Source organism: Clavibacter sp. AC415 (genome assembly GCF_979252985.1).
This window is the reverse complement of record NZ_CEEDAR010000009.1, coordinates 13058-31517: the sequence shown is the minus strand read 5'-3', so window position 1 is coordinate 31517 and position 18460 is coordinate 13058. Positions and strand designations below refer to the sequence as shown.

At 74.4% G+C, this 18460-nt stretch carries 15 protein-coding genes, 3 tRNA genes and 8 pseudogenes; 5 read left to right on the top strand and 21 right to left on the bottom strand.

Translation table 11 applies throughout. The features are described 5' to 3' along the window. Nucleotides 1-109 precede the first annotated feature (109 nt). The 18 genes and pseudogenes from ACZ411_RS02955 to tilS form a co-directional block, all read right to left on the bottom strand. Nucleotides 110-292, bottom strand: a complete 183-nt coding sequence (locus tag ACZ411_RS02955; RefSeq protein ID WP_464168405.1) for a hypothetical protein — start codon at nucleotides 290-292, stop codon at nucleotides 110-112. Nucleotides 293-313: 21 nt separating this feature from the next. Then, on the bottom strand, nucleotides 314-439 hold the full coding sequence (locus ACZ411_RS02950; protein WP_258070436.1) for a hypothetical protein: 126 nt from the start codon (nucleotides 437-439) through the stop codon (nucleotides 314-316). A 6-nt stretch (nucleotides 440-445) separates the two neighbouring features. Beyond that, nucleotides 446-1991 (bottom strand): annotated as a pseudogene (lysS, locus tag ACZ411_RS02945) (lysine--tRNA ligase). 109 nt (nucleotides 1992-2100) lie between these two features. Beyond that, on the bottom strand, nucleotides 2101-2979 hold the full coding sequence (panC, locus tag ACZ411_RS02940; RefSeq protein WP_464168402.1) for a pantoate--beta-alanine ligase: 879 nt from the start codon (nucleotides 2977-2979) through the stop codon (nucleotides 2101-2103). Between the two features lie 42 nt (nucleotides 2980-3021). Then, nucleotides 3022-3782 (bottom strand): annotated as a pseudogene (locus tag ACZ411_RS02935) (Rossmann-like and DUF2520 domain-containing protein). Between the two features lie 384 nt (nucleotides 3783-4166). Continuing rightward, nucleotides 4167-4406, bottom strand: a pseudogene (locus tag ACZ411_RS02930) (PH domain-containing protein); the annotation flags it as partial. Further along, nucleotides 4403-5284 (bottom strand): PH domain-containing protein, encoded by an 882-nt coding sequence (locus tag ACZ411_RS02925; protein ID WP_464168452.1) that lies wholly within the window; start codon nucleotides 5282-5284, stop codon nucleotides 4403-4405. The pseudogene ACZ411_RS02930 and the gene ACZ411_RS02925, both read right to left, overlap by 4 nt. 461 nt (nucleotides 5285-5745) lie before the next feature. Then, nucleotides 5746-6235 (bottom strand): annotated as a pseudogene (locus ACZ411_RS02920) (PH domain-containing protein). A gap of 294 nt (nucleotides 6236-6529) precedes the next feature. After that, nucleotides 6530-6664, bottom strand: a pseudogene (locus ACZ411_RS02915) (DUF3180 domain-containing protein); the annotation flags it as partial. An 80-nt stretch (nucleotides 6665-6744) separates the two neighbouring features. Further along, complete coding sequence (gene folK / locus ACZ411_RS02910; protein WP_464168450.1) at nucleotides 6745-7113, bottom strand: 2-amino-4-hydroxy-6-hydroxymethyldihydropteridine diphosphokinase; 369 nt, start codon at nucleotides 7111-7113, stop codon at nucleotides 6745-6747. Nucleotides 7114-7330: 217 nt separating this feature from the next. Continuing rightward, a pseudogene (folB, locus tag ACZ411_RS02905) lies at nucleotides 7331-7639 on the bottom strand (dihydroneopterin aldolase); the annotation flags it as partial. After that, nucleotides 7636-7794 carry a hypothetical protein gene (locus ACZ411_RS02900; RefSeq protein WP_464168400.1) on the bottom strand — a complete coding sequence of 53 codons (159 nt, stop codon included), beginning with the start codon at nucleotides 7792-7794 and terminating at the stop codon, nucleotides 7636-7638. The pseudogene folB and the gene ACZ411_RS02900, both read right to left, overlap by 4 nt. Then, complete coding sequence (locus tag ACZ411_RS02895) at nucleotides 7755-8336, bottom strand: hypothetical protein (protein WP_464168398.1); 582 nt, start codon at nucleotides 8334-8336, stop codon at nucleotides 7755-7757. Before ACZ411_RS02895 ends, ACZ411_RS02900 begins: the two co-directional genes overlap by 40 nt. A gap of 13 nt (nucleotides 8337-8349) precedes the next feature. After that, nucleotides 8350-9195: a dihydropteroate synthase gene (gene folP, locus ACZ411_RS02890; protein WP_464168448.1), complete on the bottom strand. Its 846-nt coding sequence runs from the start codon at nucleotides 9193-9195 to the stop codon at nucleotides 8350-8352. A 29-nt stretch (nucleotides 9196-9224) separates the two neighbouring features. Further along, nucleotides 9225-9815 carry a GTP cyclohydrolase I gene (gene folE, locus ACZ411_RS02885; protein WP_464168396.1) on the bottom strand — a complete coding sequence of 197 codons (591 nt, stop codon included), beginning with the start codon at nucleotides 9813-9815 and terminating at the stop codon, nucleotides 9225-9227. A gap of 4 nt (nucleotides 9816-9819) precedes the next feature. Beyond that, complete coding sequence (ftsH, locus tag ACZ411_RS02880; protein WP_464168394.1) at nucleotides 9820-11820, bottom strand: ATP-dependent zinc metalloprotease FtsH; 2001 nt, start codon at nucleotides 11818-11820, stop codon at nucleotides 9820-9822. A gap of 157 nt (nucleotides 11821-11977) precedes the next feature. Further along, the gene (gene hpt / locus ACZ411_RS02875) at nucleotides 11978-12529 is read right to left on the bottom strand and encodes a hypoxanthine phosphoribosyltransferase (RefSeq protein ID WP_104290879.1); all 552 of its coding nucleotides are present in this window, start codon (nucleotides 12527-12529) and stop codon (nucleotides 11978-11980) included. Between the two features lies 1 nt (nucleotide 12530). Further along, a pseudogene (tilS, locus tag ACZ411_RS02870) lies at nucleotides 12531-13557 on the bottom strand (tRNA lysidine(34) synthetase TilS). A gap of 54 nt (nucleotides 13558-13611) precedes the next feature. Here tilS and ACZ411_RS02865 point away from each other — a divergent pair. After that, the gene (locus tag ACZ411_RS02865; protein WP_094115242.1) at nucleotides 13612-14139 is read left to right on the top strand and encodes an inorganic diphosphatase; all 528 of its coding nucleotides are present in this window, start codon (nucleotides 13612-13614) and stop codon (nucleotides 14137-14139) included. Between the two features lie 99 nt (nucleotides 14140-14238). On the opposite strand, the gene ACZ411_RS02860 is transcribed toward ACZ411_RS02865, so the two are convergent. Further along, on the bottom strand, nucleotides 14239-14796 hold the full coding sequence (locus ACZ411_RS02860; RefSeq protein ID WP_464168446.1) for a C40 family peptidase: 558 nt from the start codon (nucleotides 14794-14796) through the stop codon (nucleotides 14239-14241). 92 nt (nucleotides 14797-14888) lie between these two features. Between ACZ411_RS02860 and ACZ411_RS02855 the strand changes: the two genes are divergently transcribed. After that, nucleotides 14889-15530 (top strand): hypothetical protein, encoded by a 642-nt coding sequence (locus ACZ411_RS02855; RefSeq protein ID WP_464168391.1) that lies wholly within the window; start codon nucleotides 14889-14891, stop codon nucleotides 15528-15530. Nucleotides 15531-15647: 117 nt separating this feature from the next. Here ACZ411_RS02855 and ACZ411_RS02850 read toward each other — a convergent pair whose 3' ends face one another. Further along, nucleotides 15648-16949, bottom strand: a complete 1302-nt coding sequence (locus tag ACZ411_RS02850) for a peptidoglycan DD-metalloendopeptidase family protein (RefSeq protein ID WP_104290907.1) — start codon at nucleotides 16947-16949, stop codon at nucleotides 15648-15650. 385 nt (nucleotides 16950-17334) lie between these two features. Here ACZ411_RS02850 and ACZ411_RS02845 point away from each other — a divergent pair. From ACZ411_RS02845 to ACZ411_RS02835, 3 genes are all read left to right on the top strand, one after another. Then, a tRNA-Glu gene (locus ACZ411_RS02845) sits at nucleotides 17335-17410 on the top strand. Between the two features lie 20 nt (nucleotides 17411-17430). Beyond that, nucleotides 17431-17507: transfer RNA gene (locus ACZ411_RS02840), tRNA-Asp, on the top strand. 69 nt (nucleotides 17508-17576) lie between these two features. Then, nucleotides 17577-17649 (top strand) — tRNA-Phe (locus ACZ411_RS02835). Nucleotides 17650-17754: 105 nt separating this feature from the next. Here ACZ411_RS02835 and ACZ411_RS02830 read toward each other — a convergent pair. Then, nucleotides 17755-18286, bottom strand: a pseudogene (locus ACZ411_RS02830) (O-acetyl-ADP-ribose deacetylase). Nucleotides 18287-18460: the final 174 nt, after the last annotated feature.

The window sequence follows — 18460 nt, the reverse complement described above, 5'->3', positions numbered from 1 at the left end:
GCGGTCCGGAGGGCCTCCGCCGGGGCAGGCGCAGGGCCGGGGCAGGCGTAGGGCCGGGGCAGGCGCGGGGCCGGTGCCGGCGCGGGGGCCGGTGCGGCAGCCGGACGCGCTAGCGGTCGGCCTCGGGGGCGGGCACGCCCGTGCGGGCGCGCTCCTCGGCCTCGATGGCCGCGTACGCCTTCCGCTCCTGCTTGTCGGCCTGGATGACCGCGCGCATGATGAACCAGAAGATCAGGCCCACGCCGAGGGTGGGGAGGAGCGACCAGATCGCGCTCGCCCAGAAAGCATCCATGTGAGGAGGATACGCCGTGCTCTACGTGAGGATGCCGTAGACGCCCTGGCCGATCATGACGACGGCGATGCCACCGACGATGATCCAGAGCGCGTAGCGCGCGGTGGTGGGCTTCTTGGGGTCGGTGCCGTTCGGTCCGAGGGGCATGGTCGCCTACTTCACTAGGGGGAACAGGATGGTCTCGCGGATGCCGAGGCCGGTGATGGCCATGAGGAGCCGGTCGACCCCCATGCCCATGCCGCCCGAGGGCGGCATGCCGTGCTCGAGCGCGCGGAGGAACTCCTCGTCGAGCGGCATCGCCTCGTCGTCGCCGCGCGCCGACTGGCGGGCCTGGTCGAGGAAGCGCTCGCGCTGCACGACCGGATCGACCAGCTCGGAGTAGCCGGTGGCCAGCTCGAAGCCGCGGATGTAGAGGTCCCACTTCTCGACGACGCCCTCGATGGAGCGGTGCGCGCGCGTGAGGGGCGAGGTCTCCACGGGGAAGTCGAGCACGAAGGTCGGGCGCTCGAGGCCGCCCTTCACGAAGTGCTCCAGAGCTCCTCCACGAGCTTGCCGTGCGTGCTCAGCGGCACGACGACGCCCTCGCGGTCGGCGATGGCCTGCAGCTCGTCGACGGTGGTGGCGGGCGTGACCTCGACGCCGGCCGCCTCGCTCAGCGAGCCGTACATGGAGATGCGGTCCCACTCGCCGCCGAGCTCGTACTCCGTGCCGTCGGCCCACGTGACGACGTGGCTCCCGGCGACCGCCATGGCGGCGTCCTGCACGAGCGTCTGCGTGAGCTCGGCGATGGACGTGTAGTCGCCGTACGCCTCGTAGGCCTCGGCATCGCGAACTCCGGGCTGTGCGTGGAGTCGGCGCCCTCGTTGCGGAAGTTGCGGTTGATCTCGAAGACGCGGTCGATGCCGCCCACGACCGCGCGCTTCAGGTACAGCTCGGGCGCGATGCGGAGGTACATCTCCGTGTCGAACGCGTTGGAGTGCGTGACGAACGGACGCGCGGAGGCGCCTCCGTGCATGACCTGGAGCATGGGCGTCTCGACCTCGACGTAGCCGCGGAGGCGGAAGGTCTCGCGCATGGACGCGTTCACCTTGGCCCGGTCGAGGACGTTCCTCCGCGCCTGGTCGCGCACGATGAGGTCGAGGTAGCGGCTGCGGACGCGGGTCTCGTCGGAGAGCTCGGAGTGCAGGTTCGGCAGGGGCAGGAGCGCCTTGCTCGCGATGCACCACTCGGTGGCCATGACGGACAGCTCGCCCTTGCGGCTGGCGATGACCCGGCCGGCGACGAAGACGTGGTCGCCGAGGTCGACGAGGTCCTTCCATGCCGCGAGCGCGTCCTCGCCGACCTCGGCGAGCGAGATCATGGCCTGGATGCGCGTGCCGTCGCCCGCCTGGAGCGTGGCGAAGCAGAGCTTGCCGGTGTTGCGGTAGTGGACGACGCGCCCCGCGATGCCGACCACGCGGTCGGTCTCCTCGCCCGGCGCCAGGTGCCCGAACTCCGCGCGGACGGCCGGGATGGTCGTGGTCACCGGGACCTGCACGGGGTACGCGCCGCCGCCGAGGCCGCCCTCGGCGTTGAGGCGGTCGCGCTTCGCGAGGCGCACGGCCTTCTGCTCGGCGATGTCCTCGGCGGACCCCTCGCCGCCCGGGGCCGGGGCGGTGGGGTTCTCGGGCGTCGCGGGCGTTCCGGGGGTGTCGGTCATGTGCGGACGGATCCTCGCGGGTCGTGGGGCGGGCGGCCGGTCGGCCTCCCTCGATTCTCGCAGGTGCCGGCGGGGCCCGGGCACGCCGGCGCGGGCCGGCCCGACCGGGTCAGGCGATGACGACGGTCTCGTTGTCGATGAGGCGCGTGCTGCCGACGCGGGCGGCGATGACGGCGAGCGCGACGCCGCGGAAGCCGTCGTCCACGGTCTCGAAGGTCGTGGGATCCACCACCTGGAAGTAGTCGAGGGACACGGCGGGCTCGCCCATGACGACCGACTGCGCCGCCGCGATGACGGCGTCGATGCCGCGGGACCCGGCGCTCTGGGCGGCCTCGAGGGCCGCGGGCAGGACCCGGGCGGCGCGGCGCTCCCGGTCGTCGAGGTAGCGGTTGCGGCTGGAGAGGGCGAGGCCGTCGGGCTCGCGGACGGTCTCCAGGTCCTCGATGCGGACCGGGAGGTCGAGGTCGCGCACCATGCGGCGGACGAGGTGCAGCTGCTGGGCGTCCTTCCGGCCGAACGTCGCCACGTCGGGCGTCGCGATGTGCAGCAGCTTCGCCACGACCGTGAGCATGCCGTCGAAGTGGCCGGGACGGGAGCGCCCCTCGAGGGTGAGCGCGACGGATCCGCCCGTGACGCGGATGCGGGCGGGGCCGTCCGGGTACATCTCGGCGGCCGACGGGGCGAACACGAGGTCGACCCCGGTCCCCGCGAGGGCGGCGACGTCGGCCTCGAGGGTGCGGGGGTAGGCGTCCAGGTCCTCGCCGGCGCCGAACTGGAGCGGGTTGACGAAGACCGAGACGACGACCAGCGACCCGAGCTCGCGGGCCCGGCGGGCGTGCGCCAGGTGCCCGTCGTGCAGCGCGCCCATGGTGGGCACGAGCACGACGGTCGACGCCTCTGCGGCGGCGGCGCGCGCGGAACGGTGGTCGCGGATGCGGGCGCGCAGCTCGGCGATGCCGGTGACGACGACGGGCGCGGGATTCGACATGCCTTCGGGCTCCTCGGGTGCTCGGGACGCGGACACGCCAGGTTAGTGCGGTGCGCCCCCCTCGTCCGCCGGCGGCGGCACGTCGCGCGTGGTGAGGCGCGCCCCGCCCGACGGGGAGGAGCGGCGGAGGGCGTCGTCCACGGCGGAGCGGATCAGCGGGCCGAGCACGCGGCCGGGCTCCTCGACGCCGATGCCGGCGAGGAGGCCCGCCGCCTGGTCGACGATCGCCGTGGAGAACGTCGTGGCCGTCGCGATGGCCTCGGCGTACGCCGCGCGGTCGCGCTCCTCCACGACGACGGGCTCGCCCCCATCTCCACCACGAGCACCTGCGCGATGGGGAGCACGGGCGCGGGGGCGGTGACGGCGAACCAGCTCTCCGCCATCCGGCCGAGGTCCATGCTCGTGCCGGTGAACGACATGGCCGGGTGGATCGCGAGCGGGATGATGCCGGCGGCGAACGCGGGCGCGAGGACCTGGATCCCATGCGCCGCCGACGTGTGCACGACGAGCTGGCCGGCCTGCCACGCGCCCGTGGCCGCGAGCCCCGCGACGAGACCCGGCAGCTCGGCATCCGGGACGGCGAGGACGACGAGCTCGCTGCGCTCGATGAGCTCCGGGATCGCGAGGACGGGGACGCCGGGGAGCATCGAGTCGGCGCGCTCGCGGCTCGCCGCCGACACCGCCGAGATGCCCGTGATGGCATGACCCGCGCCCGCGAGCGCGGCGCCGAGGACCGGTCCCACGCGGCCGGCGCCCACGATGCCGACGCCGAGGCGTCCGGAGCGCTGGGACGGGGAGCTCACGCGGGGTCCTCCGGGGTGGAGCGGTGGCGGGGGGCGGATGCCGGGGCGGCGTCGGACGCGGTCTCCGGGGTGGCGGCGGGGGCGGGCGGATGCGGCCATGCGGCATCGGCGGCGTCGGTGGACGCGGACGTGGGGGCATCGGCGGCGGCGGACGGCGCTGGCGCGGCGGGCTCGACGCCGGGCCGCTGGTCCGTGGCGGGCGCGACGGGCGCGGCGGACGCCGCGGGCTCGGAGCCCGGCGCCGGCCAGTCCCGCCCCGGCGCCCCAGTGCGCGGACGTGTCGGAGCGGGCGGACGCGACCGCCGCCGCGACGAGGCGGGTGGAGAGCTCCATCCCGGTGGCGCGGTCGATGGCGCCGAGCCGCGTGTCGACGGGACCCGCGACCGTGGCGGCGCGGACCGACACGAGGTCGAGGCGGCGGTCGATCGGGCCCTGCGTGAGGTCGACGCCCTGGGTGCGGGCGTGCGGCACGATCACGAGGCGGCGCCAGATCACGCCGCGGCGGACGAGGAAGGCGGACGCGTCGACCGCGAACCCGGTGCGGCGCCAGGAGAAGGGCTTGAGGATCCGCGCGCGCCGCGGCGACGTAGTGAAGCCGTCGTCGGCGCCGCCGCGGCCGGTCATGCCCACGTCGACGAGCGCGAGCGCCTGCTCGCCCACGAGGTCGGGAGCACGAGGCCGAGCACGCGGTCCACGTCGCGGCGGTCGCCCACGGGCAGGATCGAGGTGTTCTGCTGCCCCGCGGCGCCGGGCGCGGACGAGTGCGAGGCGCGCGTGATGCGGATCTCCCACCAGCCGGCGGCCCGCCGGAGCGGCTGGACGACCTCGACCGCGTGGATGCGGCCAGGCGGGATGGTGTCGTTGCTCGTCGACAGCAGGCCGAAGCCCACGCGGACGCCGTCGGGCGTGCCGGCGACGCTGTAGCGGAGCGAGCGCGTGATGCGCCGCACGAAGAAGCCGGCGGATCCGAGGAGGGTCGGCAGGAGCGGCACGAGCAGGTACCAGGCCTCGAAGCGCACGATGAGCGGGATCCCGACCACCACGAACAGCACGAGGACGACCGTGGGCGCCAACAGGAGCACGGCGCCCACGAGGCGCGGGATCGGGATGCGCACGACCGACTGCGGCGGCGCGGCGTCGGGATCGAGCTCGGGCGCCAGGAAGTCGTCGACGCGGGCACCCACGAAGCCGCGCGCGGCACCGGCCGGGGCGGACGCGGCGGCCGGACGGGATCCGGCCGCCTCGGCGCGCGCGCCCGACGCGAGGCGGAGGACACGGAGCCGGAACGCGTCCGCGTCGCGCGAACGGAGGTACTGCAACGGCAGGTTGGCGTCGTTGCCGGCGACCTGGATCTCGAGCTTCGCCGCGCCGATCAGGCGGGCGACGACCGGACGCACGATGTTGACGCCCTGGATCCGGTCGAGCCGGGCCCGCCGGTTCGTGCGCGAGAGGATGCCGCTGCGCACCTCCACGGTCTCCTCCGTGACGCGGAACGTGTGCATGCGCCACGACAGGTACGAGACCCCGACCGCGAGCAGGGTGAAGGCGAGGAGGCCGAGGATCACCCAGATCAGGCTGCCGGTCTCGACGAGCATCGGGATGAGGTCCTGCTCGCCGTCGCGCCGCTGACCGGGCACGAACTGCTCCACGAGCTGCTCGCGCAGGGACGACAGGAGGAAGCCGATGACGACGAGGAAGACGATGCCGCCGCGCAGCAGCGGCGTCGCGGGGTGCAGGCGGTGCCAGTCGCCGTCGGTCAGCTCCTCGGCGATGCGCGCCTCCGCGGCGGGGATGGCGGGCTCGGCGGGACCGGCATGCGCGTCCGGGCCGGCGGGCGCATCCGGGCCGGCGGCCGCGTGCGGGCCGGCGGGCGCGTCCGGGCCGGCGGCGTCGGCGGACCCGTCCGGGGATCCGTGGCTCCACGCCGAGCGCGCGGAGTCCGGCTCCCGGGGCGTCGGGTCGGTCACAGCCCGGCCCGGCGGGTCTCGGCGAGGGCCACCAGGTGGTCGCGCAGCTCCTCGGCGTCCGCGTTCGTGAGGCCGGGGATCTGGATGGCCGCGGCCGCCGCCGCCGTGACGAGCTTGAGGTCGGCGAGGCCGAGCGCCCGCCCGACGGGGCCGCGCGTGATGTCCACGAGCTGCATCCGGCCGTAGGGCACCGCGACGACGCGCGTCCACATGATGCCGCGGCGGAAGACCAGGTCGTCCTCGCGCAGCTGGTAGCCCATCGCGCGCACCCGGCGCGGGACGAACGACGAGCGTCACCACGAGCTCGACGAGGGCGGCGGCGCCCAGCACGATCGCCAGCCACCGCGGCGCCTCGACCGCGAACAGGAACGCGGCGACGCCGCCGAGGACGAGGGCGGTGATCACCCCGCCCACCAGCTCGACGCCGATGAGGCGCGGGGAGACGCGGCGCCACGAGACGCCGTGCGGGTCGACGTTCGCGGTCACGGGGGCTCCTCGGGGTGGGTGCGGCGGTGGGCCTAGGAGAGCTCGCGCGCCGGGTCCCCGGGACGCGTGTCGTCCCGGTCGTCGGGAGGGACCGTGCACCAGTGCTCGGCGACCAGCCCGGCGACGAGCAGGACGACCGCTCCCACCGTACCGGCCACCGCCAGCCCGACGGAGGACGCGCCGGGCAGCACGGGCCGCGCCAGCACGAAGGCCAGCACCCCGCCCGTGATCCCCGTGAGCAGCGCCCGCGAGCGCCGACGCCTTGGCGAGCAGCACCACGCGCGTGGCGCGGAACGGGTCGACACGGCCCGGCGTGCGGCCGAGCGTCGAGCGTCGGATGGGACGGGCAAGCGCGAGCAGGACGATCCCGACGATGAGGAGGGTGGCACCGAGGGTGAGCGGCGGGATGAGGAGCGCGCGCCCGCTCATGAGGAGCGCGTTCTCGGCGAACCAGCCGACGGCCGCACCCGCGATGAGCAGGGCGACCAGGGTGGTGGAGCGCGTGCGGGTCATCGGCCGGCTCCGGCCGATCCCGCAGGCGCTGCGGCCTCGAGCTCGCGCAGCAGCGCGTCCACGCGACCCCTCCCCGGCAGCTCCGCGTCCGGATCGGCCTGCAGCCAGGGTCCGAGGACGAAGGCGCGCTCGGCGGCACGCGGGTGCGGGAGCGTGAGGCGGTCGTCGTGGATCCGCGCGTCCCCGAACGCGACGACGTCGAGGTCGATGGTGCGGTCGCCCCAGCGCTCCGCGCGCACGCGGCCGAGTTCGCGCTCGATGGCGGCCAGCTCGTCGAGGAGCGCGTGCGGGCCGAGGGCGGAGTCGACCAGGACGACGCCGTTGAGGTAGCCGGGCTTCGTCGGGTCCTCCCCGGCGGGCGTCACGGCGACGGACTCCACGAGCTCCGAGGAGCCGGACGACCCGGAGGCCGGGCACCCGGCCGATGCGGGCGACGGCGTCCTCGATCGTCGCCCGTCGGTCGCCGAGGTTCGACCCGACCGCCACGACCGCGCGCACGGGCGCGCCCGGGGCGGGGAGCGTCGACGCGCGCTCGATCACGACCGCGACGTCGTCGAACGGCACGACGATCGGCGCGTCCGGCTTGTGCACGGTGACGCGCACGGATCGTGCGACGGGGTGCGCGAGCACGACCGCCGCGACGCGCTCGGCCAGCGTCTCGATCAGGTCGACGGGATCCCGCCCGACGGCGGCCGCGACCTCCTCGGCGAGCTCCCCGTAGTGCAGGGTGCGGCCCAGCTCGTCGCTGCCTCCCGCGGGGGCGAGGTCGAGGGCGACCTCGAGGTCGATCACGAACGCCTGCCCGTCGCGACGCTCCGCCGCGTAGACGCCGTGGTGCGCGTGGACGCGGAGCCCGGTGAGGACGATGCGGTCGCTCGGGAGGGCGGTCACCACGAGCGGCCCACGACGATGGAGGGGAGGTCGCCCGGGTCGGTCGGGTCGTACCAGAGCGGGAGCTTGCCGCCGACGGCGGGCAGCAGGCGGTCGGCCGTGGTGACGGTGCGGGTCACGTGGTGGTCGCGGCCGTCGGCGTCGGTGAAGGCCACCGTGAGGCGGGCGCGGACGGCGTCGCCGGAACCGTCGAGGCGCTGCACGGCGGTGACGATGGCGGCGGTCCGGCGCCCCGTCTCGGTGACCCGTCGGGCCGTGGCGGCGAGGCGGGCCACGCGGCGCTGCACCACGGCCCACGCGGACGGCGGCGGCGATGCCGAGGACGACGAGCGCGGCGGCGACGACACCGAGGACCCCGTGGGACGCGTCCGTCCCCGGCCGTGGCGGCGAAGGGGAGGGCGCCGACGATGCCCAGCGCGGTGCCGAGGAGCACCACCGCGACCGGCCAGAGGACGGCTCCCGCGGTGGTGAGGACCGGCGACAGCAGCACGACGGAGGCGTAGACGGCGCCGAGCGATCCGAGGAGGCCGAGGACGGCGGCGACGGCCTTCACGACCACGACGGCCGTGGCGGCGCCGCCGGCGAGGTCGGCGGGGAAGGTGAGCCCGGCACCGAGGACGACCGACGCGATGAGCGCGGCCACGGCGATGCGCGCGAGCAGCCCCTGCGGGGAGACGACGACACGGTCCTGGCTCACGGCGCTCATGCTCCTACTCTGACAGACCGGCGGCGGACGCCGACCCGACGGCGGCGGTCGCGCGCCCGGCCTCGGCGCGCCCGCGGGACCACGCCTCCTCCACCGCGAGCGCGGCGCGGGTGGACGCGACGTCGTGCACGCGCACGGCCCACGCCCCGGCACGCGCGGAGAGCGCGCTGACGACGGCCGTGGGCACGTCCCGGTCCTCGACGGCGGCGCCATCGGGCAGCAGGCGGCCGAGGAAGCGCTTGCGGGACGCGCCGACGAGCACGCGGTGGCCGAGGCCGGTGAACGCCTCGAGGGATCCGAGGAGCTGCCAGTCGTGCGCGGCGTCCTTCGCGAAGCCGAGACCCGGATCGAGGACGATGCGGGCGGGATCCACACCCGCCGCCACCAGCGCCTCGACGCGGACGCGCAGCTCCTCGCGCACCTCGCCGACGGTGTCGGCGTACGACGCCCGTGCCGCCATCGTGTCGCTGTGGCCCCGCCAGTGCATGGCCACGTAGTCGACGTCGGCGCCCGCGACGACCGCCGCCATGCGCGGGTCGGCCAGCCCGCCGGAGACGTCGTTGACGATGCGCGCGCCGACGGCGACGCACGCCTCGGCCGTCGCGGCGCGCATGGTGTCGACGCTCACGGCGACGCCCTCGGCGGCCAGCTCCCGGACGACGGGCAGGACCCGGGCGAGCTCCTCGGCGGGGTCGACGCGGCCGGCTCCCGGCCGGGTCGACTCCCCGCCCGCGTCGACGACGTCGGCACCGGCCGCCACGAGCCGCCGGGCGTGCGCGAGCGCGTCGTCGAGCGCGAGATGGCGTCCGCCGTCGCTGAAGGAGTCGGGGGTCGCGTTGAGGATCCCCATCACGAGCGCGCGCGACGACGGGTCGCGGGTCACGGGCGGTCCCGGCCGCCCGCGACCGGCAGCAGCGCGAGCACCTCGGCGCGCGCCGAGGCCTCGGCGAGCGAACCGCGCGCGGCGATGGTGATGGTGGTGCTCCCCGCCTGGCGCGTGCCGCGGGCGGTGACGCAGCCGTGGGTCGCGTCGAGGATCACCGCGACGCCGCGGGCGCCGAGGCCGTGCTCCAGCGCCTCGGCGATCTGCTCGCCGAGCCGCTCCTGCATCTGGGGGCGGGAGGCGAGGTCGTCCACGACGCGCGGCAGGCGGCCGAGGCCGACGATGCGCTCCCCCGGCACGTACGCCAGGTGCGCGACGCCCGTGAACGGGAGCAGGTGGTGCTCGCAGATCGAGCGGAACGCGATGCCCGTGACGATGACGGGCTGCGGTGCCGCGGCCGTCTCCGGGAGCGGGAAGGTCTCCCGGAGGTGCCGGAGCGGATCCGTGCCGACGCCCGCGAAGAACTCGCCATAGGCCTCGGCGACCCGGGCCGGGGTGGTCGCGAGACCCTCCCGGCCCGGGTCCTCGCCGATGGCCAGGATCAGCTCGGACACGGCCGCCTCGATGCGCGCCCTGTCGACGCCCATCGGGTCAGGCCGTCGCGGGACGCGGGAAGGGCGAGCGCTTCGGCTTGCCGGCCGGCGGCTCCGAGTCGACCGCGCCGTCGACGACGCCCTGGTCGATGGGCGCCTTCTGCGGCATGGGCACGGGCGGGAGATCGGACAGCGGGCGCTTGTCGCTCGACAGCCACTGCGGACGGGGCGGCAGCTTCCGCACGTCCGCGAAGATCGCGGCGAGCTGGTCGTGGTCGAGCGTCTCCTTCTCGAGGAGCTCGGTGGCCAGGTGGTCGAGCACGTCGCGGTTGTCGTTGATGACCTGCCACGCCTCGTCGTGGGCGCCGTCGAGCAGCGCGCGCACCTCTGCGTCGACCGTGAGGGCCATGTCCTCCGAGTAGTCGCGTCCGCCGCCGAGCTCGCGGCCGAGGAAGGGCTCGCCGGAGCTGGAGCCGAGCTTGACGGAGCCGACCTTGGCGCTCATGCCGTACTCGGTGACCATGCGGCGGGCCGTGGACGTGGCCTTCTCGATGTCGTTGGAGGCGCCGGTGGTGGGGTCGTGGAACACGATCTCCTCCGCGACGCGGCCGCCCATGGCGTACGTGAGCTGGTCGAGGAGCTCGTTGCGGGTGACCGAGTACTTGTCCTCCAGCGGGAGCACCATCGTGTAGCCGAGGGCGCGTCCGCCGGGCAGGATCGTGACCTTCGTCACCGGGTCCGTGTTGTTCATGGCCGCCGCCGCGAGCGCGTGACCGCCCTCGTGGTACGCGGTGATGAGCTTCTCGTGGTCGCGCATGATGCGGCTGCGGCGCTGGGGGCCGGCCATGACGCGGTCGACGGCCTCGTCGAGGGCGCGGTCGTCGATGAGCTGCGCGTCGGAGCGCGCCGTGAGGAGCGCCGCCTCGTTGAGGACGTTGGCGAGATCGGCGCCGGTGAAGCCCGGGGTCTTCCGCGCGAGGACCTCGAGGTCGACGCCCGCGGCGAGCGGCTTGCCGCGCCCGTGCACCTCCAGGATCTGCTTGCGGCCCTGGAGGTCGGGGGCGTCGACGCCGATCTGGCGGTCGAAGCGGCCCGGGCGCAGCAGCGCCGGGTCGAGCACGTCGGGCCGGTTGGTGGCCGCGATGAGGATGACGTTCGTCTTGACGTCGAAGCCGTCCATCTCCACCAGCAGCTGGTTGAGGGTCTGCTCGCGCTCGTCGTTGCCGCCGCCGACACCGGCGCCGCGGTGACGGCCGACCGCGTCGATCTCGTCGACGAAGATGATGGCCGGCGCGTTCTGCTTGGCCTGCTCGAAGAGGTCGCGCACGCGGCTCGCGCCCACGCCCACGAACATCTCGACGAAGTCGGATCCGGAGATGGAGTAGAAGGGAACGCCGGCCTCGCCCGCGACGGCGCGCGCGAGCAGGGTCTTGCCGGTGCCGGGAGGGCCGTAGAGCAGCACGCCCTTAGGGATGCGGGCGCCGACGGCCTGGAACTTGGCGGGCTCCTTGAGGAAGTCCTTGATCTCCTCGAGCTCCTCGATGGCCTCGTCCGACCCGGCGACGTCCGCGAACGTGACCTTCGGGGAGTCCTTCGAGGCGAGCTTCGCCTTCGACTTGCCGAACTGCATGACGCGGTTCCCGCCGCCCTGCATGCCGGAGAACATGATCCAGATGAAGAAGCCGATGAGCAGCAGCGGCAGCAGGATGCTGAAGGCCGACAGCAGCCAGCTCGGCTGCGGCACCTGGTCGTCGAAGCCCTCGGCGGGGTTCGCCTCCGTGATGGCGGCGACGATCTCGGTTCCGCGCTGCGCGACGTAGTTGAACTGCACCATGGTGCCGTTGTCGCCGTCGGCGCTCGCGAGGGTGAGGTCCACGCGCTGCTCGCCGTCGATGATCTTGGCGGAGGCGACCTTGCCGTCCTGGATCAGCTCGAGGCCGTGCTGCGTGGTGATGGTCTTGTAGCCGGACCCGGTGATGAGGCTGAAGCCCACCGACACCACGACGATGGCGAGGACGACGATGAGGATCGGGCTGCGGAGGAGTTTCTTGAAGTTCATGAGCGTAGGGGCGCGGGCCCGACACCTTTCTGCCCGTGCCGCGCCGTACGGCGACGAGATGTCTCGAGGATACAAGCGGCTGTCTGGGCGTGGCCGCGGTGTTCGCCGCCAGCCGAACGTGCGCCGCCCTGGAGCCGGATAAGAGGAGAGGGGCGCGTCAGCTGTAGACGTGCGGCGCGAGGATCGCCACGTCGCGCAGGTTCCGGTACCGCTCGGCGAAGTCGAGGCCGTAGCCGATGACGAAGTCGTTCGGGATCTCGAAGCCCACGTAGCGCACGTCGACCGCGATCTTCACGGCCTCGGGCTTGCGGAGGAGGGCGCAGACCTCGACGCTCGCGGCGCCGCGGGAGCGGAGGTTCGCGAGGAGCCAGGAGAGCGTGAGGCCGGAGTCGATGATGTCCTCGACGATGAGCACGCGGCGGCCCGTGAGGTCGGCGTCGAGGTCCTTGAGGATGCGGACGACGCCGCTCGACTTCGTGCCCGACCCGTACGAGCTGACGGCCATCCAGTCCATGTGCACCGGCAGGGCGAGCTCGCGGGCGAGGTCGGCCATGACCATGACCGCGCCCTTCAGCACGCCGACGAGGAGGAGCTCCTCCCCCGCGTAGTCGCGCTCGATCTCGCGGCACATCTCGGCGATCCGTCCGTGGATCTGCTCCTCGGTGTGCAGGACCTCGGTCAGGTCGTCGGCGATGTCGGTGGATCTCATGTCACTCTTCCGTCGTCCTGGCGCTGAGGACGATGAGCTCGTCCTTGCGTACGACCCTAACGCCCGGCAGGTCCACCGGCCCCTGCCCGTGCCAGTCGGTCACGAGCCTCGCGACCTCGAGCACGTGCGTCCGGGAGAGGTGCGCGGCGAACTCCTCGCGGGCGGCGAGGCGGATCAGCCGGTGCCGGAGCGCAGGCGGGGCGGCCCGGAGCGCGGCGACCTCGAGCGAGATGCCGGCCTCGGCGTGGTCGGCGATCTCCTCGACCATCTCGGCCGCGAAGAGCTCGAGCGCGTCGTCGTCCTCGCGCAGCTGGTCGGCCGTGCGCGCGAGGGCCTCGGCGATGCCCGGGCCGAGCTCGCGCTCGAGGACCGGCAGGACGTCGTGGCGCACGCGGACGCGGCGGTACGCGGGGTCGGCGTTGTGCGGGTCCTGCCACGGGTCGAGGCCCTGGTCGGCGCAGGCGGCGCGCGTGGTGGCCGCGCGGATCCCGAGCAGCGGCCGCAGGTAGAGGGCGTCGACCTCGCGGGCGGGGGCCGACCGGGGCATGCCGTGCAGGCTCGTGGCGCCGGATCCGCGGGCGAGCCCCAGCAGGACGGTCTCGGCCTGGTCGTCGAGCGTGTGCGCGAGGAGGAGGGCGCGGGATCCCGTCCCGCGGAGCGCCGTCGTCGAAGGCCGCGTAGCGGGCGGCGCGCGCGGAGGCCTCGGGGCCGGCGCCGCGCGGGTCGACGCGGACGCGCGTCACGACGACGGGGTCGAGTCCCAGGGCGCGCGCCGCCTCGGCCGCGTCCGCGGCCACCGCCGCGGAGGCCTCCTGCAGCCCGTGGTCGACCACGACGGCGCCGACCGCGACCCCCGCCCGCGGCCCCTCGAAGGCCGCCGCGGCCGCGAGGGCGAGGGAGTCCGCGCCGCCCGAGAGCGCGACGAGCACGGGGCCGGCGGGTGCCGCGGGCAGCTCGGCGAGGGCCTCCCGGACCGCCCGCCGGAGGTCCGCGACGGCGGGCGTGAGACGGGGGCGCTCGGAGGGCATCCACTAACGTTATGGCAGCATCCCGCCCACGGCAGAACCACGAGGAGCACACGCATGGCCAGCTACGACGTCGTCGTCGAAATCCCCAAGGGGTCCCGCAACAAGTACGAGGTCGACCACGAGACGGGCCGCGTGTACCTCGACCGCGTGCTCTTCACGTCGTTCGTCTACCCCACCGACTACGGCTACTTCGAGAACACCCTCGGCCTCGACGGGGACCCCGTCGACGCGCTCGTGCTGCTCGAGTACCCGGTCTTCCCCGGCGTCGGCGTCGCCGTCCGCCCCGTGGGCGTGTTCAACATGAGCGACGAGGCCGGCATCGACTCGAAGGTCATCACCGTGCCCGCGAAGGACCCGCGCTGGGCCCACATCCAGGACATCGAGGACGTGCCGCAGCAGGTCCGCAACGAGATCGAGCACTTCTTCGAGCGCTACAAGGACCTCGAGCCCGGCAAGTGGGTCAAGACGGAGGGCTGGGGCGACGCGGCCGAGGCCGAGCGCATCGTGCAGGCCGGCTTCGAGAAGCTGCAGGCCGAGGGCGGCCACGACGGCCACGCCGGCGAGCCGGAGGAGGACGCCTGACCCGCGTCCGCACCCCGCACGACGACGCCCGCCCACCCGCAGCAGATGCGGGTGCGGCGGGCGTCGTCGTCGTGCCCGGGGACGCGGCGCGGGCGGGGATCAGCCCGGGCGGCCCACGTAGGGCATGAGGTCGCGACCGCCCCAGAGCCCCTGGATCTTGACCACGTCGCCGGGCTTCGGCGCCGCGATGATGGTGTCCCCGCCGAGCGAGATGGCGTCGTGGTAGAACCCGCCGCCGCTGTTCCAGAAGACGATGTCGCCGGCCTGGCGCTGCGAGAACGGCACGAGGCGGCCCTGCGCCTGCATCCGGTTGTACTGCGAGCTCACCGAGTGGCTGCCGACGTCGATGCCGGCCGCCCGGTACGCCATCATCACGAGGCCCGAGCAGTCCCACTGGTTCGGGCCGGCGCCGCCGAGCACGTACGGCTCGCCGAGCTGGGCCTTCGCGAACGCGATGGCGACCTGCGCGGCGTTGCCGGGACGGAGCGGGAGCAGGGGCGGGTGCAGGAGCCGGAGCGGGAGCAGGCGCCGGACGCGACGGCTGCGGCGGCGCGGGCTGGGGTGCGGGCTGGGGTGCCGGCTGCTGCGGCGCGGGCTGGGCCGGCGCGGGAGCGCTCGAGCCGCCGCCGGAGGCGCCGCCGCCCGACGAGGATCCATCACCCGACGCGGCTCCGCCGCCGGTCGACGCACCGCCCCCCGTGGAGCCGGATCCCGGGGACGGGGCCGCCGCTGCCGGGATGGCGGGCTGCGTGAGGCTCTGGACGTACTGGGCCTCGATCTCCGACGTGGAGTCCTTGAGGAGCGCGAGCTGCGCGATGAGCTGGTCGCTGTTGCGCGTCTGCTCCGCCACCGCGGCCGCGGCCGTCGCGGCCGCGCCGTTCGCCGCCGCCAGCGACTCCTCCGCCTCGTCGGCGAGACGGGCGAGCTCGTCCTTCGCGATCTGCGCCTGGTCGCTGAGCGACGCCGCGCTGTTGCGGTCCGAGAGGGCCTGCGCGTACACGGTCTGCGTGCTCTCGGAGAGCTTCGACATGGTGCCGAGCGAGCGCAGCAGCTCCTCGGCGTCGTCGCCGTCGGAGGCGAGGAGGCTCGCGGTGATGTCCTGGCCGCCCGCGCGCGCGAGGTGGCTGGCGAGGAGGCCGGCGCGCATCCGGCTGGTGAGCGCCGCGGCCTGGGCCTCGTCGGCCTTCTTCTGCAGGCGCTCGAGCTTCTCGGCCTGCGCGTCGCGCGCCGCCTGGGCCTGCGCGTACGCCTCCCCCGCGATCATCGCCTCCTTGTTCGCCTCGTCGGCCGACACCTGGAGGCCCGTCGCGAGCTCGGTGACGCGCTCGATGGCGGTCTGCGTCTGCGCCTCGTCCGCCTTCGCCGCCTGCACGTCGGCCCACGAGGGGTAGTCGGTGGCGGCGAACGCGGTCTGGGCGGCGACGCCGCTGGAGACCGCGATCGCGCCCACGGCGAGCGTGGCGATGACGACCGTGGTCGGGCGGAGGTGGGTCATGTCGTTCCTCATGTCAGTGCGTGCTGGTGATGGAGACGCCCTGGCCGTGCATGAACGCCACCGGGTCGGTGGGGTTCCCGTTCAGGCGGATCTCGAAGTGGGAGTGGCAGCCGGTCGAGCCGCCGGTGGTGCCGGTGATCGCGATGGGCTGGCCCGCGACGACCTGCTGCCCGTTCCGCACCAGCGTGCCGCCGTTGGCGATGTGCCCGTAGGCGGAGGAGACGCCGCCGCCGTGGTCGATGCGGATGTAGTTGCCGTAGCCGCCGTTCCATCCCGCGAAGACGACCGTGCCGGAGTGCACCGCGTACTGGGTGGTGCCGCACGTGGCGCCGCGGACGAGGTCCTCGCCGGCGTGGAAGATCATGCGGTGCTGGATGGGGTGGAAGCGCGGGCCGTAGTAGCCGCTCGTGTAGGCGCCGGGGAGCGGGGCGGTCCAGCCGGACGCGCTGATCTGGCCGGGCGAGACGTCGCCGCCCGCGCGGCCCTGGCTGGCGGCGAGCGCGTCGGCCTCGGCCTGGCGCTTGCGGACGCCCGCCTGGTAGTCGTCCTCGGTGGCCTCGCGGTCCTCCGCCATCACCGCGAGCTTCGCGTCGGCGTCGGCCTTCTGCACGGTCTGCTCCTCGAGCGCCGTCTCGAGGGCCGCCTGCGCGTCGGCGGCCTCCGCCAGGAGCCGCTCGGCCTCCGCCTTGAGGGCGTCGAGCTCGGTGAGCGCGACCTGAGCCTGGTCGCTGAGGGACTTCGCGGCGTTGCGGTCCTGCAGGGCGATGACGTAGATCCGGTCGGACTTCGCGGCGACCTTGCTCATCGTGCCGAGCTTGTCGAGGAGGTCGTCGGTGCCGTCGCCCTCGGTGAGCAGGAGGGTGCCGGACAGGTTCTGCCCGCCGGAGCGCATGAGCTGCTTCGCGAGCCCCGCCGCCTGCTCCTGCGAGCGCGTGGCCTTCTCGTCCGCCGCGTCGACCTTCCGCTGCAGCTGGACGGTGTCCTCGTACTTGTCGTCGGCGGCCTGCTGCGCGGCGTCGTGCTCCTCGCCGCGCTTCGTGACGAGCGCCTGCGCGTCGGTGACCTGCTGCTCGAGGGCGGCGATCTCGTCCGTGATGCGCTGGACCAGGTCCTTCTGCGCCTGCTCGTCCCCGCGCGCCTTCTGGACGTCGTCCCAGGAGGCGAACGTCTCGGCGTGGGCGGGGGCGGCGATCGACCCGGTGAGGAGGACGGCGAGCACCGCGACGACGGCCTGCAGGCCGCGGCGCCGGCCCAGGCGCGTGCGCGTGCGTGGCGCGCGTGCGATGCGCTCGCTCCGATGGAGTTCCGTCTGCATGGTGATCCCGATCATCGTGTCGCCCGGCTGGCCGGCTGCGCCTCCCCGCGGGGCCGGCGGGGTGCCTCGGATCTCATCCGCCACACCATCACCGGCTCTCACAGTAGCAACGGGGATCCTCGGCGCACAGCGCGCACGATGCGGGGATCCGCGCGGGGATCCCCTCCCGGGAGGGTCGAGCGAAGGCTAACCCCGGGGGCCGGGGACGCCCGGGCACCGCGCGGGACGTGTCGGCGATCCCGCGGCCGTCGAGAGCGCGACACGCCGTCCGATCCGCATGCCCGCGGGGACCGCCCCGTCGCCCGACCCGCCGATTTGAGTCCTCGCCCGGAGTGCGGTTATGCTGACGTGTCGGTTGCTGCAGACCTGGGAGACCAGGGCGAGCGGCCCCATCGTTTAGCGGCCTAGGACGGCGCCCTTTCACGGCGCTAACACGGGTTCGAATCCCGTTGGGGTCACCACAGCAGAGATCGACATGCAAGGCCCTGTAGCGCAGCTGGTTAGCGTGCCGCCCTGTCACGGCGGAGGTCGCGGGTTCAAGTCCCGTCAGGGTCGCCACGGATGTGAAGCCCTCTCACACGAGAGGGCTTCTGTCCGATGTGGGCGTCTTCTCGGAGTCGCCCGCTCGCCTGGGTAGCTCAGTTGGTAGAGCGTTCGACTGAAAATCGAAAGGTCCGCGGATCGACGCCGCGTCCAGGCACATCACGCCGGTCCCCGTCCTCGACGGCAGGGCCGGCGTCCTGCTTCCCGCCACCGACGCGTGCCCTGGGCCGGGCATCCTCCCGTCATCGGCAGACCCGGTGGATCAGTCGTCCGCCGCGAGCGCCGCCTCGAAGGCGGCCAGCACCTCGCCCGAGAAGAGCACGAAGCGCACGAGCTCGAGGCCGCGGCCCCGCCCCTCGGCGAGCGCCCCGCGCACCGCGGCGACCGCCACGCGCGCGGCGTCGTCCACCGGCCAGCCGTAGACGCCGGCCGAGACCGCGGGGAAGGCGACGCTCCGGATCCCGAGGCCGGCCGCCACCTCGATGGAGCGGCCGTACGCGCTCGCGAGCACGGCGGTGCGGTCGTCGGTCGCGGACCACACCGGGCCGACCGTGTGGATCACGTGCCGGGCGGGCAGCCGGAAGCCCGGGGTCGCGACGGCGTCGCCCGCGGGCAGCCCGTCGGGGAGGTCGTCGGCGCGGATGCGGCGGCACGCCGCCAACAGCTCCGGGCCGGCCGCCCGGTGGATCGCGCCGTCCACTCCCCCGCCGCCGAGGAGACGAGTTGGCCGCGTCGACGATCGCGTCCACGTCCTGCCGGGTGATGTCGCCGCGGACGGCCTCGAGTCGGGTCATGCGCCCAGCCTGCACCCGTGGCGAGGACGGGGAGAGAGGAGGTGGCCCGTGCGGACGGCGCTGTCCCACGGGCGGTGACCGGAACCGTTCGGGTTGGCTCCGGGCCCATCAGCCGTATTCGGAACGTGATGGAAAACGGTTTGCGCGGGGTCCGATCCGCCGCGGCCGGCCCGG